This is a genomic window from Ancalomicrobiaceae bacterium S20 (assembly GCA_040269895.1).
GTDB classification, from domain to species: domain Bacteria; phylum Pseudomonadota; class Alphaproteobacteria; order Rhizobiales; family Ancalomicrobiaceae; genus Methyloraptor; species Methyloraptor flagellatus.
Map to the genome: position 1 here is coordinate 4,653,685 of CP158568.1, position 16,277 is coordinate 4,669,961.

Sequence of the window (16,277 nt, forward strand, 5' to 3'; positions counted from 1 at the left end):
TAGCAATTTCTTGCGCGAAACGCGCAAAAAAACATCTGATTTCCCCAAATCGACGATCCGCGCGATAGGCGCATCGCGCGGGGATGGCGCTTCGATGCCGGCATTTTGCGTGCGGCGCCATCGTTGGCATGGCGGCAGCCGCCGCGCGGGGCGCGAGACGCCCCGCTTGCTTGCCCCGTCCCGTCGATCCGCATAGATCGGGCCGAAATCCCGCATCACGCACCGTGTCTCCGGTGCAAGAGGGCCCGTGCCTTGTCGATCGATCGCCAATCCCACCTGAAGCGTCTCGAGGCGGAATCGATCCGCATCATTCGCGAAGTCGCGGCCGAGTTCCGCAATCCGGTCATGCTCTATTCGATCGGCAAGGACTCCTCGGTGATGCTGCATCTGGCGATGAAAGCCTTTTATCCGTCGAAGCCGCCGTTCCCGCTGATGCACATCGACACGACCTGGAAGTTCCGCGAGATGATCGCGTTCCGGGACGAGACGGCGAAGCGGCTCGGGCTCGACCTGATCGTGCACACGAACGAGGATGGCGTCGCGCGCGGCATTACGCCCTTCGCGCACGGCTCCAACACCTACACGCATGTGATGAAGACCGAGGCGCTGAAGGCGGCGCTGACCAAGTACGGCTTCGACGCGGCTTTCGGCGGCGCGCGCCGCGACGAGGAGAAGAGCCGTGCCAAGGAGCGCGTGTTCTCGTTCCGCACCGCGAGCCACGCCTGGGATCCGAAGAACCAGCGGCCGGAGCTCTGGCAGCTCTACAACGCCCGCGTTTCCAAGGGCGAGTCCATCCGCGCCTTCCCTCTGTCGAACTGGACCGAGCTCGACATCTGGCAATACATCATGGCCGAGAACATCCCGATCGTACCGCTCTATTTCGCCGCGAACCGGCCGGTGGTGAACCGCGACGGGCTCCTGATCATGGTCGACGACGAGCGCCTGCCGATCGCGCCCGGCGAGACGGTCGAGGACAAGCTCGTGCGCTTCCGCACGCTCGGCTGCTACCCGCTGACCGCGGCGGTGGAGTCCGACGCCGCCAGCCTGCCCGAGATCGTGCGCGAAATGCTGATCGCGCGAACCTCCGAGCGCAGCGGCCGGCTCATCGACCATGACGAGTCCGGCTCGATGGAGAAGAAGAAGCGCGAGGGCTATTTCTGATGAACATGAAGGCCACTGTCGCCGTCGCGCAGGAAATCCGCGCCGACGTGCCGCTCGCGCATGATCCGGTCGCCTTCGCGGCCTATCTCGACGCGCAGGAGAAGAAGAGCCTGCTCCGGTTTCTGACCTGCGGCTCGGTCGACGACGGCAAGTCGACGCTGATCGGGCGGCTGCTCTACGATTCCAAGCTGGTGTTCGAGGATCACCTGTTCACGCTCGCCAAGGACTCGCGCCGGCACGGCACGACCGGCGAGGAGGTCGATCTCGCGCTGCTGCTCGACGGGCTCGAGGCCGAGCGCGAGCAGGGCATCACCATCGATGTCGCCTATCGGTTCTTCACCACCGAGAAGCGCAAGTTCATCGTCGCCGATACGCCCGGCCACGAGCAGTACACCCGCAACATGGCGACCGGCGCTTCGACCTCGGACCTCGCGGTCCTCCTGGTCGACGCCCGCTATGGCATCGTCACCCAGACGCGGCGCCACGCCTTCATCGTGTCGCTGCTCGGCATCCGGCACGTCGTGCTGGCGGTCAACAAGATCGACCTCGTCGGCTTCGATGCGGCGGTCTACGATCGGATCCGCGCCGAATTCGAGACGCTGACCGCCGGCTTCGGCTTCGAGACGCGCGCGGCGATCCCGCTCTCGGCGCGCTACGGCGACAATGTCACCGGCCGGTCCGAGCGCATGCCCTGGTATCAGGGTCCGACGCTGATCGAGCATCTGGAGACGGTCGAGGTCGCCGAGCGGCTCGGCGACAAGCCGTTCCGCATGGCGGTGCAGTGGGTCAACCGGCCGAACCTCGATTTCCGCGGCTTCTCGGGCACGATCGCCTCCGGCCGTGTCGCGCCCGGCGATCGGGTCGTGGTGGCGAAGTCAGGCAAGGTCTCGACCGTGGCGCGAATCGTCACTTATGACGGCGATCTCCCGGAGGCGGGCACCGGCGAGGCCGTGACCCTGACGCTCGCCGACGAGATCGACATCAGCCGCGGCGACGTGCTCGCTGCCGTCGATGCGCGGCCGGAGGTCGCCGACCAGTTCGCGGCGCGACTCGTCTGGATGAGCGAAGAGCCGCTCTATCCGGGCCGCTCCTACCTGTTGAAGTGCGGCTCGAAGACGGTCACCGCCAACGTGACCGAGCTCAAGCACAAGATCGACGTCAACACGCTCGCCCACCAGCCGGCGAAGGATCTGCAGCTCAACGAAGTCGCGGTCGTCAACGTCGCGCTGTCCGAGCCGATCGCCTTCGATCCCTATGCGGAGAACCGCGAGACCGGCGCCTTCATCCTGATCGACCGGCTGTCGAACGCGACCGTCGGCGCCGGCATGATCGACTTCGCGCTCCGGCGCGCAACCAACGTGCATTGGCAGTCGATCGATGTCGACAAGCAGAGCCGCGCCAATCTGAAGAACCAGCAGCCCGCGGTGGTCTGGTTCACCGGCCTGTCCGGCTCGGGCAAGTCGACGATCGCCAATGTGGTCGAGAAGAAGCTGCATGCGCTCGGCATGCACACCTATCTGCTCGACGGCGACAACGTCCGCCATGGCCTCAACCGCGATCTCGGCTTCACCGAGGCCGACAGGGTCGAGAATATCCGCCGCGTCGGCGAAGTCGCGAAGCTGTTCGTCGATGCCGGCCTGATCGTGCTCGTGTCGTTCATCTCGCCGTTCCGCGCCGAACGGCAGATGGCGCGCGATCTGGTCGGCGAGGGCGAGTTCGTCGAGGTGTTCGTCGATACGCCGCTCGAGGAATGCGAGCGGCGCGACGTGAAGGGGCTCTATGCCAAGGCGCGGTCCGGCGCTTTGAAGAACTTCACCGGTATCGACAGCCCCTATGAGGCGCCGGAGAACCCGGAGATCCATATCCGGACGCTGGACGTCGATCTCGAGGCGGCCGCCGACCGCGTCGTGCGCCGGCTGGTCGGCGACACGCCGGATTGGCAGATCTGAGGGGAGCGGCATGGCGCGGACGGCCGGTTGTGGCGGCGAAGAGGCTTCGCCGGCTCGCGTCGGCCCGCCGCATATCGGCCTGCCGCCGGTCGTGGGGGCGAGCCGCGGATCCTGATCCTCGGCTCGCTGCCGGGCGCGGAGTCGCTCCGCCGCCAGCAGTATTACGCCCATCCGCAGAACGGCTTCTGGCGCATCATGGGCGCGCTGTTCGGCGCCGGGCCGGTTCTCGGCTATCCGGCGCGGCTCGATCGGCTGATGGCGGCGGGCGTCGCGCTGTGGGACGTCTGTGCGGAGGCCGAGCGCGAAGGCAGCCTCGATGCGGCGATCCGGGCGCCGCGTGCCAATGACTTAGCCGGCTTTCTTTCTCTTCATGGCGGGGTCGAAGTCGTGGGCCTCAATGGTGGCACGGCAGCGAAACTGTTCGATCGGCTGGTCGCGCCGACACTCGGGGATACGCTGCCCGCGAGCCGGGCGATACGGATCGCCCGCCTGCCCTCGACCAGCCCGGCGCATGCGCGGATGCGGCTCGAGGAAAAGGTCGACCGTTGGCGCGAGGGGTTGGGCGCTGGTTGACCCTTGAGCGCGCCCGCGTCCTATGACCGGTTTTACCGGCGGCTAGCGTGGAATTATCGCGAGATCTCTTCGTGTGAGGGTTGAAGCCCGGGCACATTTTTGTCAGATTTCACGCGAATGCGCTCGTTATCCTGCCGGTTCATTTAAAATGCCGCGTTATCTGAAAAAGCTCATTGTCTGCTTTGCTTTGAGCAGTGCCGCGGTCGCGGCTCTGCCCAGTTGCGCTTCGGCCGGCGGCCAGCAGGATGCATCCGCGACGCGGCCGGATTCGCGTGATGCGGATGCGCTCAGGGTAAAACCGGCACCGAAGAAGATCCGCTCGGCGAAGCCCCCCTTCCGTCTGCCCGCACAAGCAGCATTGGGAAACGCCGCGCCGGGCGTGCTTGGCCCGGGCACATCTGTGCCGCCGGCGTCGGCCGTCGGCACGACCGGATCAAATCCGGCGCTCGCCGAGCCACGCGCGACGAATGCCTTCGACGGCTTCTATGTGCTGGCTTCGGTCGGCTTTCAGAACGGGTTCGGCCCGAGCGAGAGCAGTGCCGGCTACGGCTATCTGGCGTCGGGCTATGTCGGCGCGCCCGATTATGATCCGTCGACGTTCAGCTACACCCGTCTGTCGGGATATGAACTCGGCCTGTCGGCCGGTTTCAACAAGACCGTCGGGAACACGCTCGTCGGCATCGAAGTGTCGGGCCGTTATGAGCCGTCGAGCAATCAGAAAAAATCCGGCAGCGTGTCGTACGCCGGTACGCTCCCTGCTTCTTACCCTGCGGGCGTTGTTGCCGGAACCTATAGCTATCTGACGGGTTACTCGTCATCGGGCGAGATCGAGCGGACCGCGAGCGTGGATGTGGCCGGACGCCTCGGCACGATTATCGAGGATTGGCTTCTTTTCGGGAAATTCGGTGCTGGTGCGTCGCTTTTTCAGGCGCGCCAGACGACCACCAGGACAGACCGCACCTGCGTCAATCCCACGATCAATCCGCCCCCTGCGGCCGTTGGATCATTCGTGCCCGGCTCGGGGTCCATCCGGGGTTCGGCCTTCGTGTCCACCCCGATCTTGGGTTGTGAATCCTCTTCCGACTCGGCGACGCTGGTCAACTCTGTCAAGAGAACGGCACTTCTGCCGTATCTCACCTTCGGTGGCGGCTTCGAACGCAACATCGGCGATTGGTTCTTCAGAGGCGACTTTTCCGTCAACACCTACCTGCCGATGGACAACAGCCTGTCCATCACGGCGACGTTCGCGACGTACTCGGCTCATGTGGGTCTGGGCTACCGCTTCTGACCTCGCCGCAGGCCGGGGAGCCTCAGCCGCGAAGCTTCTCGCCCAAGAACGCCTTGACCACATCCGGGGCGACGTCGTCGGCGATGAAGCTCTTTCCGACACCGCGGGTGAGGATGAAGGTGAGCCTGCCGCGCTTGACCTTCTTGTCCTGATAGATGGCCTGCATCAGCTCCTCGGCCGTGCCGACGCCGCCGGGCACGTCCTGCAGGCGGGTCGGCAGACCGACCGCTTCGAGATGGGCTTTCACGCGCGCCGCGTCGTCGGGCGAGCACAGGTTCATGTGCACCGAGAACTCGTGGGCGAGCGCCATGCCGATGGCGACGCCCTCGCCGTGGACGAGGCGGGTGCCGTCGTAGTGTGTCACGGCTTCGAGCGCGTGGCCGAAGGTGTGGCCGAGGTTCAGGAGTGCGCGCGGGCCGGTCTCCTTCTCGTCGATTTTGACCACATGCGCCTTGGCCCGGCAGGCGGTCGCGATCGCCTCGATACGGCCGGGGCCACCCGAGAACACGTCGCGCCAGTTCGCCTCCAGCCAGGCGAAGAAGGCCGGATCGTCGATCAGGCCATATTTCGCCACCTCGGCGTAGCCGGCGCGGAAATCGCGGGGGGCGAGCGTGTCGAGCGCGCTGGTATCGGCCAGCACCAGGCTCGGCTGATGGAACACGCCGACCAGGTTCTTGCCGTGGCGGGTGTTGATGCCGGTCTTGCCGCCGACCGAACTGTCGACCTGGGCGAGCAGGGTGGTCGGCATCTGCACGAAGCGCATGCCGCGGCGGACGACGCCGGCGACGAAGCCGACGAGGTCGCCGATGACGCCGCCGCCGAGCGCGATCAGGAGATCGCCGCGCTCGAGCCGTGCCGACAGCACGCAGTCGATCGCGCTCTCGAACACCGGGAAGCTCTTCGAGCCCTCGCCGGCGGTCAGTTCGACGGTGGTGAAGTCGAGCCCGGCGTCGGTCATGCTGCCGGTCAGCCGGTCGAGGTGGTGCTCGGCGACCGTCTCGTCGGTGATGATCGCGTAGCGGCTGCCGGGAAAGCGCCGGGCGAGCTCCTCGCCGGCGCCGTCGATCAGGCCGGGGCCGATCAGGATGTCGTAGCCGCGCTTGCCGAGGGCGACCGGCACCACGGTCGGAGCCGCGACGGTGGTGGTCGCGGTGGTGGCCTCGGTCGAACTCATGCGATGTCTCCGGAAGGGCAGGAATGGGAGGGCTCGGCCGCCGTCGGCTCGGCATTCGGGCGGCTGCCCGCGGGCGCCGGCTTCAGATGCGCGACGAGCGCGTCGATGATTTCGGCGACCATCACGTCGTGATGGACCTCGCGCGAGCGCACGGTGATGTCGGACTGGGCGTAGACCGGATAGCGCTCCGCGACCAGGCGGCGGATGGTGCCTTCCGGATCGGGGGTCGCGAGCAGCGGCCGGTTGGTCTTGCGCCTGAGCCGGGTGATCAGCACCTCGGGCTGGGCTTCGAGCCAGATCGAGACGCCCTTGTCATGGATCGCCGCGCGCGTCTCGGGGTTCATGTAGGCGCCGCCGCCGGTCGCCAGCACCTGCGGGCCGTCGCCGAGCAGGCGCGCGATCACCCGGCGCTCGCCGTCACGGAAATAGGCCTCGCCGTGCTCGGCGAAGATCTCGGGAATGGTCTTGGCTGCCGCGCGCTCGATCTCGACATCGGCGTCGACGAAGGGCAGGTCGAAGCGGTGGGCGAGGCGGCGGCCGACGGTGGTCTTGCCGGCGCCCATCATGCCGACGAGCACGATCGAGCGATGGCCGAGCGCCTGCTTCAGACGCCCTATGGTTTCCTCTCCGCGCTCTGTCTCGTGCATTTTGCCGGCATCCCGTTCCGGCGGGTTTCATCGCATCGGCCGGGCCGCGTCAAGGGGCGTCACACAAGACGTCGACGCATGCTCGCGGGCGCCGGGGTCACGACCGCGGCCCCTCCCGCTTCTTCTTGCATCGCAGCGCGGCATCGGTGAAAAGGAGACGGTCGCCCGCGGCATCTGATACCGGATGGGCGATCCGGCGCCGCCGCCCGAGGCCACGGGCGTCCGGCGCTCGCCCCTCTGGTCGCGGCCCCCTCGTTACATGCCGAGCTTGATCCGGTTTCTCGTCGTGGTCGGCGTCCTCGCGGGGCTCGTCTACGGCGGCCTCTATGCCTTGGCCACCTTCGTCGAGCCGAAGCCGCGCGAGATGACCATCCGCGTGCCGCCGGAAAAGTTCGAGCGCTGAGATCCCGTCGGGCGAGGATGGCCCCATGCGCGGCCGACACCATCTCGAAGCCTTTCTCGAAATGCTCGCGGCCGAACGCGGCACCGCGCTCAACACGCTGGAGGCCTATCGGCGCGATCTCGACGACTTCGCGCTGCATCTCGCCGGCGCGGGCCGGGCGATGCACGAAGCGACGACGGCGGATATCGGCAGCTATCTGGCCGATCTGACCGCGCGCGGCTTCAAGGCGTCGAGCCAGGCGCGGCGGCTTTCGGCGCTGCGGCAATTCCACAAGTTTCTCTATGCCGAAGGCGTGCGACCCGACGATCCGACCGGGCCGATCGACAGCCCGAAGAAGACGCGGCCCTTGCCGAAGATCCTGTCGGTCGCGGAGGTCGACCGGCTGATCGAGGCGGCGCGCGCCGCCGCGCTCGCCAACGATCTGACCGAGGCGCAGCGCTTTCGGGCGCAGCGGCTCTACGCGCTGCTCGAGATCGCCTATGCGACGGGCCTGCGCGTCTCCGAACTGGTCGGCCTGCCGGCCTCGGCGGTCAAGGCGCGGACGCCGTTCCTGACCGTCAAGGGCAAGGGCGGCAAGGAGCGCCTGGTGCCGCTCTCCGACCGCGCGCGGGCCGCGATGGGCGAGCATCTGGCGCTCGCGCGGGCCTCGGGACGGGCGGGCGCGGAGAAGTGGCTGTTTCCATCCTGGGGCGACAGCGGCCATTTCACCCGGCAGGCTTTCGGCCGCGACCTCAAGGCGGTCGCCGCGACGGTCGGCATCCCGGCGGCGAAGATCTCGCCGCATGTGCTGCGTCATGCCTTCGCCAGCCACATCATGGCCAATGGCGCGGATCTGCGCATCGTCCAGCAACTGCTCGGACACGCCGACATCGCGACGACGCAGATCTATACGCATGTGCTCGATGAGCGTCTGAAAGCGCTGGTCGAGCAGCATCATCCGCTGGCCGAGGATTGACCTGCAAGAGAACGACCATGACATCGTTGTTTTTCAATCATATTACTCAAAAAATAAGAGGTGCCAAAGCGGCAGCTGATACGTTGAGCTCCGGGACACCTCATCGAGGAATAGCAGGGCTAATTAGAGAAATCGCTATAAAGGACTGCATAAGACCGTTCTTAACTCAAAGCTATCTATGCAGTAGCGGGATCGTCATCGACTCTCTCGGGAACAGATCGGATCAAATTGATGCGATAGTCTATGATCGCAGGCAGGTTCCTGAAATTTTAATCGGCGATGGAGTTGGCTTTCATCCTGTTGAGTCAGTCCGGTATATATTTGAGATAAAGACACGTTTAACAGCTGCTGGCGTCAAAGATGCAAAGAAAAAATTCCACAGCATGCGGCGTCTTGCATCATTTCCTCGGGAAACGTCTGATGGCCGAATTGAGTCCTCAGTGCTGCCGGCGGCGGTACTGTTTGCATTCGGGTCGGATATAAAGGGCTCCGAAATCGAGAGATTTTTACATTACAATCCGGAAGAGAACGTGCCGTGCAGCGCGGTCTGCGTTTTGGGAAAGGGCTATTGGGTGCAGTCGCCTGATGGGCGATGGGTCGGGCGTGCAACAAGAAGCGGTACGCCGGAATTTTTGGAGTTCTGCCAGTTTGTAACGGGATTGATGAATACTCTTGCCTCCAAGGAGTTCGAGTTCCGCCCATTTAAACCCGGGCGATACGTAAACGCTGATGGGACTGTAGATTAGCTCTCATATCGACCGGGCGCATTCCTCCATCAAGCTGCAGCGCGGTCATCATCCCGCCTTGACTTTCGTCGCGCTCCGTGTCGATTTGCCGCCCGCCGTCCCCGCGGCGCCGAGGCCGCCCTCTTTCGGGCGCGATCCCTGTCAAGCCCGGCGCGCCGCCGCCGACCGCCCGTCGCGGTCGCGAGATCCCGAGACGCCGCCGTCGACCGCGTGCCCGCGGTCGCGAGATCCCGAGAGACGAATGCGCAGCTACCTCGAATTCGAAAAGCCCGTTGCCGACCTCGAAGGCCAGATCCAGGAACTGCGGGCGCTTTCCGACAAGGGCGAAGCCGTCGACGTTCATGAGGAGATCGGCAAGCTCGAGGCCAAGGCCGCTCAGGCGCTGATCGATCTCTACCAGAAGCTGACGCCCTGGCAGAAGACACAGGTGGCCCGCCACGTCGACCGGCCGCACTGCGTCGACTACGTCAAGGCGCTGATCGAGGACTTCACCCCGCTCGCCGGCGACCGCGTGTTCGGCGAGGACGCGGCGATCGTCGCCGGCTTCGGCCGCTTCCGCGGCCAGTCGGTCGCGGTGCTCGGCAACGAGAAGGGCTCGGACACGGCGACCCGGCTCAAGCACAATTTCGGCATGGCCAAGCCCGAGGGCTATCGCAAGGCCGTGCGCATCATGGAAATGGCCGACCGTTTCGGCCTGCCGGTCCTGAGCCTCGTCGACACCGCCGGGGCCTATCCGGGCATCGGCGCGGAGGAACGCGGCCAGGCAGAGGCGATCGCCAGCTCGACCAACGCCTGCCTCGCGCTCGGCGTGCCGAATGTCGCGGTGGTGATCGGCGAGGGCGGTTCGGGCGGCGCGATCGCGATCGCCACGGCCAATCGCGTCTACATGCTCGAACATGCGATCTATAGCGTCATCTCGCCGGAGGGCGCCGCCTCGATCCTGTGGCGCGACTCGACCAAGGCGCAGGACGCCGCGACCGGCATGAAGATCACCGCGCAGGATCTGCTCCGGCTCAAGGTGATCGACGGCATCATCCCGGAGCCGGTCGGAGGCGCCCACCGCAACGCCGAGGCGGTGTTCCAGGCGGCCGGCGACACGATCGCCGCCGCGCTCGCCGAACTCGGCCAGATGGGCTCGGACGAGGTGCGCCGCGCCCGGCACGACAAGTTCCTCGCGATCGGCCGCACGCTCTGATCACGTCTCGGTCCAGCAACGGAACAGATCTTAACCATCTGCTAACCATGTTGGACTCGATTGCAACAGATCTCCGCGAAATCGCCTCGATTGCACGGTGAGGCTATGCCCGAGGCGCACGAGGCGCTATCCTGTTCGACGCCTTGCTTAAGGTCCGATAAAGGATAACGGCTTATTGGTCGCCTACCGGTCGTCGCCCTCGGGACAGGATCCCGGGCATCGGCCGCGTGGCGCCCGGCGCCGCGGATAAGCCAAGGTACGGCGGGCGACGGCCCGCGCTTCTTTCGGGCGCCGGTTCCGCGCCCCTCGGGTGGCACAATGGTTCGCAAGACCGCGCTGCGTTTGGTTCTTCTCGCGACTGTCGGCCTCGGCCTGGCGTCCTGCCAGGACGAGGTCATGCAGGCGAGCCTCGGCATCAAGCACCTCCGGCCGCTGTCGCCGGAGATCGTCAAGCTGATGAACGAGAAGGGCATGCGGAAGGACGATCCGATCCTGATCCGCATCTTCAAGGAAGAGTCGACCCTCGAGGTCTGGAAGCGGGACAAGACCGGCCGCTACGCCTTCCTGAAGGACTACAGGATCTGTGCCTGGGGCGGCACCGTCGGCCCGAAGATCAAGCAGGGCGACAAGCAGAGCCCGGAAGGCTTCTACATGGTGACGCCGGGGCGGATGAATCCGAACTCGGCCTATTATCTGTCCTTCGACATCGGCTTCCCGAACGCCTTCGATCGCGTCTATGGCCGTACCGGCACCGACATCATGGTGCATGGCGCCTGTTCGTCGGCCGGCTGCTTCGCGATGACCGATGCGCAGGTCGCCGAGATCTATGCGCTCGCCCGCGATGCGCTCGCCGGCGGCCAGAAGGCGTTCCAGGTGCAGTCGTTCCCGTTCCGCATGACCGCGCAGAACATGGCGAAGCACCGCAACAATCCGAACATGGCGTTCTGGCGCAACATCAAGAAGGGCTACGACCACTTCGAGGTGTCTCGCCTGGAGCCGAAGGTCGACGTCTGCGATCGCCGCTATGTGTTCGACGCCCAGCCCAAGGATCCGGTCGCCTCGACCTTCAATCCGGCGGCCGCCTGCCCGGCCTACGACGTGCCGCAGCAGATCGCGAGCCTGGTCGCCGAGAAGGAGAAGAAGGACGACGAGCAGTACAAGATCGTCGTCGCCGAGCTCGACGAGAAGGATCGCGCCTCGGCCACGGCCGAGCTCGAGCGCAAGCTCGAGAAGTCGAAGCCGCCCCAGCCGAGCATGATCGCCTCGATCTTCGGCAACGACGCGAAGACCGCCGCCGAGCCGGCCATGACGCCGATCCCGATCAATGCGCCGGTGCCGCGTCCGGCCCCTGGCCGCGTGTCGGCGCCGCAGTCGGTCGCCGTCGCCATGGTGCAACCGGTCGAAGCCGCGCCGGCGCCGACCCGCGGCGGCATGATGGATCGGCTGTTCTCGTTCGGCTCGTCGTCCGAGCCGTCGCCGAGCGCTTCGGCCGCGGCGGCGGCTCTGGCCGAGACGCCGGCTCCGACCGGCGCGGTGCCGGTCGCCGCGCCCGTGCCGGCCGCGAAGCCGATACAGGCCGCGGCGGTCGCGCGTCCGGCCGCCGAACCGATCACCGTGACGCCGGTCTCGGCGCAGGCTCCGGCCCCGGCCGCCGCGCCGGCCTCGCCGTCGTTCTGGCAGAAGATCAATCCGTTCGGCGGCTGATCGGCATCCGCCGATTGCCCCTTCAGGCGATAGGGAGCCGCCGCGACGTGTCGCGGCGGCTTTTGCTTGCGCCGGCGCTACGTGTAGCCGGTGTGTGGCGTGTGACCGTGTCCCGGGCATGTTGCTGCGGCCGCGCGAGCCCGGCGGTCGGGTCGCGGCGCGGGATCGCGCCGTTCGGTGGCCCTTCAGAATATCCGGTGTTTGCTCCCGATCGCGCGCGCTCTTGAACGTCAAAGGCCGCCGGCATTCCTGCCGGCGGCCTTTGTGCATTCAGTCGACCGGTGCACTGCCTCAGGCGAAGGTGCCGTGGCAGTGCTTGTACTTCTTGCCCGAACCGCAGGGGCAGGGCGCGTTGCGGCTGACCTTGCCCCAGGTGGTCGGATCGTTGGGGTCGATGGCCTCGGCGACCATCTGGTCGCCGTCGCCGAGCTGGGCGCGTGCGGTCGCAAAGGGATCGGCGCCGAACGCGCCGCCGACCGGCATCGCGCCGCCGAACTCGTCGGTGCCGGACATCGGGTCGAGGTGATGACCCTGCATCGGCGGCAGTTCCGGCGTCTCCAGCGTGGCGTCCTGCTGGACCAGCTCGACGCGCATGAGCTGTGCCGTGACGGCCTGACGCAGATTGGTCAGCATCGCCTCGAACAGCGTGAAGGCCTCGGTCTTGTACTCGTTCAGCGGATCGCGCTGGGCGTAGCCGCGGAAACCGATCACCTGACGCAGATGGTCGAGCGTGACCAGATGCTCGCGCCAGAGCTGGTCGAGCGTCTGCAGCAGCACCGCCTTCTCGATGTAGGACATGACCTCGGCGCCGAACCGCGCCTCCTTGTCGGCCATGATCGCGTCGCCGGCCTCGGTGATGCGGTGGATCACCTCTTCCTCGGCGATGCCCTCTTCCTTGGCCCAGATGTCGACCGGCAGGTCGAGGGCGAGCGCCTCGCCGACCTCGACCTTGAGACCGGCCGTATCCCACTGTTCCGGATAGGCATTCTCGGGAATGTGCTTGCGCACCACGGCCGAGATCGTGTCGTGGCGCATGCCGGTCACGGTCTCGCGCACGATCGCGCCGTCCATCAGCTCGAGACGCTGTTCGAACACCACCTTGCGCTGGTCGTTCATCACGTTGTCGAACTTCAGGATGTTCTTGCGGATGTCGAAGTTGCGGGCCTCGACCTTCTGCTGCGCCTTTTCCAGCGCCTTGTTGATCCAGGGATGGACGATCGCCTCGTCCTCCTTGAGACCGAGCTTTTGCAGCATGCCGTCCATGCGGTCGGTGCCGAAGATGCGCATCAGGTCGTCCTGCAGCGACAGGAAGAACTTCGAGTGGCCGGGATCGCCCTGACGGCCCGAGCGGCCGCGCAACTGATTGTCGATGCGGCGGCTCTCGTGACGCTCGGTGCCGAGCACGTAGAGGCCGCCGGCGGCGAGCGCCTCGGCCTTCAGCCGGGCCACCTCGGCGCGGATCGCCTGCGCAGCGGCGTCGCGCTCCGGGCTCTCGGGCACCTCGGAGAGCTCGTAGCGGATGCGCATGTCGGCGTTGCCGCCGAGCTGGATGTCGGTGCCGCGGCCGGCCATGTTGGTCGCGATGGTGATCGCGCCCGGCACGCCGGCCTGGCTGACGATCGCGGCTTCCTGCTCGTGGTAGCGGGCGTTGAGAACGGTGAAGACCTTCTCGCCGTTCGAGCCGGCATAGACCGCGCGCATCGCCTTGGGATCGGCGACGTCGAGCTGGCGGTAGCCCTTCTTCTTGAGCTCCTCGGCGAGCAGTTCCGACTTCTCGATCGAGGTGGTGCCGACCAGGATCGGCTGGCCGCGACCGTGGCACTCCTCGATCAGGCGAATGATCGCGCGGTACTTCTCGGCGTTGGTCCGGTAGACCTCGTCGTCGTCGTCGATACGGGCGACGCCGATGTTGGTCGGGATCTCGAGCACTTCGAGGCCGTAGATGTCGAGGAACTCGTCGGCCTCGGTCAGCGCCGTGCCGGTCATGCCGGCGAGCTTGCCGTACATGCGGAAATAGTTCTGGAAGGTGATCGAGGCGAGCGTCTGGTTCTCGGGCTGGATCTGGACCTTCTCCTTGGCCTCGAGCGCCTGATGCAGGCCTTCCGAGTAGCGGCGGCCCGGCATCATGCGGCCGGTGAACTCGTCGATGATGACGACCTCGCCGTTCTTGACGATGTAGTCCTTGTCGCGCTGGAACAGCGTGTGGGCGCGCAGCGCCTGATTGACGTGGTGGACGACCGTGACGTTCTCGACGTCGTAGAGGTTGTCGCCCTTGAGGAGCCCGGCCGCCTCGAGCGCGCGCTCGATCGTCTCGGTGCCGACCTCGGTGAAGCTCACCGTGCGCTGCTTCTCGTCGACCTCGAAGTCCTGCTTGGGCTTCAGCGACGGGATGAAGGCGTCGATGGCGTTGTAGAGATCGGAGCGGTCGTCGAGCGGGCCGGAGATGATCAGCGGCGTGCGCGCCTCGTCGATCAGGATCGAGTCCACCTCGTCGACGATCGCGTAGGCATGGCCGCGCTGGACCATCTGCGCGAAGTCGTACTTCATATTGTCGCGCAGGTAGTCGAAGCCGAGCTCGTTGTTGGTGCCGTAGGTGATGTCGCAGGCATAGGCCGCCTTGCGCTGCTCGTCGTCGAGGCCGTGGACGATCACGCCGGTCGTGAGACCGAGGAAGCCGTAGACCCGGCCCATCCACTCGGCGTCGCGCGAGGCGAGGTAGTCGTTGACGGTGACGACGTGCACGCCCTTGCCGGCGAGCGCGTTCAGGTAGGTGGCGAGGGTCGCGACCAGCGTCTTGCCTTCGCCGGTCTTCATCTCGGCGATCTTGCCGTCGTGGAGGACCATGCCGCCGATCAGCTGCACGTCGAAGTGCCGCTGGCCAATGGCGCGCTTGGCGGCCTCGCGGACTGTCGCGAAGGCCGGGACGAGCAGGTCGTCCAGCGTCGCGCCGTTGGCGAGCTGCTCGCGGAAGGCCGCGGTGCGGGCCTTCAGGGCCTCGTCGCTCAGTGCGGCCAGTTCGGGTTCCAGCGCGTTGATGGCCGCGACCCGGGGCCGGTAGGCCTTCACCTTGCGATCGTTGGACGATCCGAACAGCTTCTTCGCGAAGTTTCCGAGGCCGAGCATGAGGCCTTCCCCAATCCGATGTCGTGCGGCGCGCTGCTGTCCAGACAGGACACGCGGCCGCAAAAAAGGTTTCCGCAGGCGGGGAACGGGGGATCTGTAACGATCCGGACCGCGCCTTCCGCCTCCGAATGCTTCGCGATAGCCGGTGGGCGTGAACGCTCGATGTCCGAAAACGCTCTTTCAGGCCTGGAGCCGATGCCCCGCGGCGTCGGTGACGGCGCGTCCAGGGCCTTGGCTTCCCGGAACGGGCGAGCGGTCTCGACCTCGAGGGGATCCCAGGCGGACGCGAGGCGGGCTCGGGACAGATAAGAGTGGGGGACATGGTTGTCAACGCCGCGGCTTTGGACCAATGTCTCGCGCCGAACCACGGGTCCGCCGCAGTTTTGGGAGAGACTGGCGGCGAAGCGTTCGTGTTCCCCGATACGATCGTTCCCACCCGGACCCCGCGCCCAGCCCGGCGGGCCCTTGCGGGACGAAAAATGAAGAAGGCTCTAGAGTGATCATGAAGAAGGCGTTTCTCGGCGCAGGCGTTGCCGCGCTCGTCATTTCGGCCGTGCTGGCCGGCCCGGCCCTGGCTGATCCGACCGTGCTGGCGCGCGTCGATGGCCAGCCGGTGACCGACCAGGACGTCGCACAGCTGATGGCGACCATGGGCCAGCAGCTCGCCCAGCTCCCCGAGCCGGCCCGCAAGCGCGCCGTGCTCGACCGGCTCATCGATATGAAGGTCGTCGCCAATCAGGCGGCCAAGGACGGGCTCGACAAGAGCGAGGACGTCCAGAAGAAGCTCGAGCAGGTGAAGCAGCAGCTTCTCATCAACGAGTTCGTCAAGCAGAAGGTCGATGCCCCGATCACCGAGGCGATGCTGAAGGCGCGCTACGACAAGGACGCGGCCGCCTACAATCCGCCGGACGAGACCCGCGCCCGTCACATCCTCGTGAAGACGAAGGAAGAGGCTGTCGCGATCATCGCCGATCTCGGCAAGGGCGGCGACTTCGCCAAGATCGCCACCGAGAAGAGCCAGGATCCGGGCTCCGCCAAGCAGGGCGGCGATCTCGGCTACTTCGGTGCGGGCGACATGGTGAAGCCGTTCGAGGACGCGCTCACCGGGCTGAAGCCGGGCGAGTACACCAAGACCCCGGTCGAAACCCAGTTCGGCTTCCACGTCATCAAGCTCGAGGACCGGCGCAAGCCGAAGGTGCCGGGCTTCGACGAGGTCAAGGACCAGGTCCGTCAGGCCGTGGTCGGCGACCGTTTCTCCGAGATGCTCGGCGAAATGAAGAAGGGCGCCAAGATCGAGGTCGACGAGGCCGCGCTCGCCAAGTGAGCCGACGCCGCCGTCCGGTCTGTTCGGATGCATGA

The 16,277-nt window shown here is 66.2% G+C and carries 13 protein-coding genes; 10 read left to right on the top strand and 3 right to left on the bottom strand.

Annotated elements, in window-relative coordinates:
- Positions 1–252 precede the first annotated feature (252 nt).
- The 4 genes from cysD (at position 253) to ABS361_21090 (ending at position 4,971) form a co-directional block, all read left to right on the top strand.
- Complete coding sequence (gene cysD / locus ABS361_21075) at positions 253–1,161, top strand: sulfate adenylyltransferase subunit CysD (protein XBY44472.1); 909 nt, start codon at positions 253–255, stop codon at positions 1,159–1,161.
- Complete coding sequence (cysN, locus tag ABS361_21080; GenBank protein XBY44473.1) at positions 1,161–3,110, top strand: sulfate adenylyltransferase subunit CysN; 1,950 nt, start codon at positions 1,161–1,163, stop codon at positions 3,108–3,110. Before cysD ends, cysN begins: the two co-directional genes overlap by 1 nt.
- A gap of 27 nt (positions 3,111–3,137) precedes the next feature.
- Positions 3,138–3,683: a DNA-deoxyinosine glycosylase gene (locus tag ABS361_21085; GenBank protein ID XBY44474.1), complete on the top strand. Its 546-nt coding sequence runs from the start codon at positions 3,138–3,140 to the stop codon at positions 3,681–3,683.
- 148 nt (positions 3,684–3,831) lie between these two features.
- Positions 3,832–4,971 (top strand): hypothetical protein, encoded by a 1,140-nt coding sequence (locus tag ABS361_21090; GenBank protein ID XBY44475.1) that lies wholly within the window; start codon positions 3,832–3,834, stop codon positions 4,969–4,971.
- A gap of 22 nt (positions 4,972–4,993) precedes the next feature.
- Here the strand turns inward: ABS361_21090 and aroB are convergent, their stop codons facing one another.
- A complete protein-coding gene (aroB, locus tag ABS361_21095) occupies positions 4,994–6,145 on the bottom strand; it encodes a 3-dehydroquinate synthase (GenBank protein ID XBY44476.1) in 1,152 nt (383 codons plus the stop codon).
- Positions 6,142–6,792: a shikimate kinase gene (locus ABS361_21100; protein XBY44477.1), complete on the bottom strand. Its 651-nt coding sequence runs from the start codon at positions 6,790–6,792 to the stop codon at positions 6,142–6,144. The genes aroB and ABS361_21100 overlap by 4 nt, the downstream gene beginning before the upstream one ends.
- A 259-nt stretch (positions 6,793–7,051) precedes the next feature.
- On the opposite strand from ABS361_21100, the gene ABS361_21105 reads away from it, so the two are divergent.
- The 5 genes from ABS361_21105 to ABS361_21125 all read left to right on the top strand — a co-directional run bounded on the left by ABS361_21105 (position 7,052) and on the right by ABS361_21125 (position 11,795).
- Positions 7,052–7,195 (top strand): histidine kinase, encoded by a 144-nt coding sequence (locus ABS361_21105; GenBank protein ID XBY44478.1) that lies wholly within the window; start codon positions 7,052–7,054, stop codon positions 7,193–7,195.
- A gap of 25 nt (positions 7,196–7,220) precedes the next feature.
- Positions 7,221–8,150 (top strand): site-specific tyrosine recombinase XerD, encoded by a 930-nt coding sequence (locus ABS361_21110; GenBank protein ID XBY44479.1) that lies wholly within the window; start codon positions 7,221–7,223, stop codon positions 8,148–8,150.
- Between the two features lie 17 nt (positions 8,151–8,167).
- Positions 8,168–8,896, top strand: coding sequence for a DUF6602 domain-containing protein (locus tag ABS361_21115; protein ID XBY44480.1), 729 nt, complete (start codon positions 8,168–8,170; stop codon positions 8,894–8,896).
- A gap of 241 nt (positions 8,897–9,137) precedes the next feature.
- Entirely contained in the window at positions 9,138–10,091 is a 954-nt protein-coding gene (locus tag ABS361_21120; protein XBY44481.1) for an acetyl-CoA carboxylase carboxyltransferase subunit alpha, read from the top strand.
- A gap of 318 nt (positions 10,092–10,409) precedes the next feature.
- Entirely contained in the window at positions 10,410–11,795 is a 1,386-nt protein-coding gene (locus tag ABS361_21125) for a murein L,D-transpeptidase family protein (GenBank protein XBY44482.1), read from the top strand.
- 291 nt (positions 11,796–12,086) lie between these two features.
- On the opposite strand, the gene secA is transcribed toward ABS361_21125, so the two are convergent.
- Complete coding sequence (gene secA, locus ABS361_21130) at positions 12,087–14,918, bottom strand: preprotein translocase subunit SecA (GenBank protein ID XBY44483.1); 2,832 nt, start codon at positions 14,916–14,918, stop codon at positions 12,087–12,089.
- Between the two features lie 502 nt (positions 14,919–15,420).
- On the opposite strand from secA, the gene ABS361_21135 reads away from it, so the two are divergent.
- Entirely contained in the window at positions 15,421–16,242 is an 822-nt protein-coding gene (locus ABS361_21135) for a peptidylprolyl isomerase (GenBank protein ID XBY46975.1), read from the top strand.
- The last annotated feature ends 35 nt before the right edge of the window (positions 16,243–16,277 follow it).

What these genes read in the sequence shown, in the direction of transcription:
- ABS361_21110 (XBY44479.1), top strand. Translation starts at nt 7,221, where the DNA reads ATGCGCGGCCGACACCATCTCGAAGCCTTTCTCGAAATGCTCGCGGCC.
- ABS361_21135 (XBY46975.1), top strand. Translation starts at nt 15,421, where the DNA reads ATGAAGAAGGCGTTTCTCGGCGCAGGCGTTGCCGCGCTCGTCATTTCG.
- ABS361_21125 (XBY44482.1), top strand. Translation starts at nt 10,410, where the DNA reads ATGGTTCGCAAGACCGCGCTGCGTTTGGTTCTTCTCGCGACTGTCGGC.
- ABS361_21105 (XBY44478.1), top strand. Translation starts at nt 7,052, where the DNA reads ATGCCGAGCTTGATCCGGTTTCTCGTCGTGGTCGGCGTCCTCGCGGGG.
- ABS361_21115 (XBY44480.1), top strand. Translation starts at nt 8,168, where the DNA reads ATGACATCGTTGTTTTTCAATCATATTACTCAAAAAATAAGAGGTGCC.
- ABS361_21090 (XBY44475.1), top strand. Translation starts at nt 3,832, where the DNA reads ATGCCGCGTTATCTGAAAAAGCTCATTGTCTGCTTTGCTTTGAGCAGT.
- secA (XBY44483.1), bottom strand. Translation starts at nt 14,918, where the DNA reads ATGCTCGGCCTCGGAAACTTCGCGAAGAAGCTGTTCGGATCGTCCAAC.
- cysN (XBY44473.1), top strand. Translation starts at nt 1,161, where the DNA reads ATGAACATGAAGGCCACTGTCGCCGTCGCGCAGGAAATCCGCGCCGAC.
- ABS361_21100 (XBY44477.1), bottom strand. Translation starts at nt 6,792, where the DNA reads ATGCACGAGACAGAGCGCGGAGAGGAAACCATAGGGCGTCTGAAGCAG.
- ABS361_21120 (XBY44481.1), top strand. Translation starts at nt 9,138, where the DNA reads ATGCGCAGCTACCTCGAATTCGAAAAGCCCGTTGCCGACCTCGAAGGC.
- aroB (XBY44476.1), bottom strand. Translation starts at nt 6,145, where the DNA reads ATGAGTTCGACCGAGGCCACCACCGCGACCACCACCGTCGCGGCTCCG.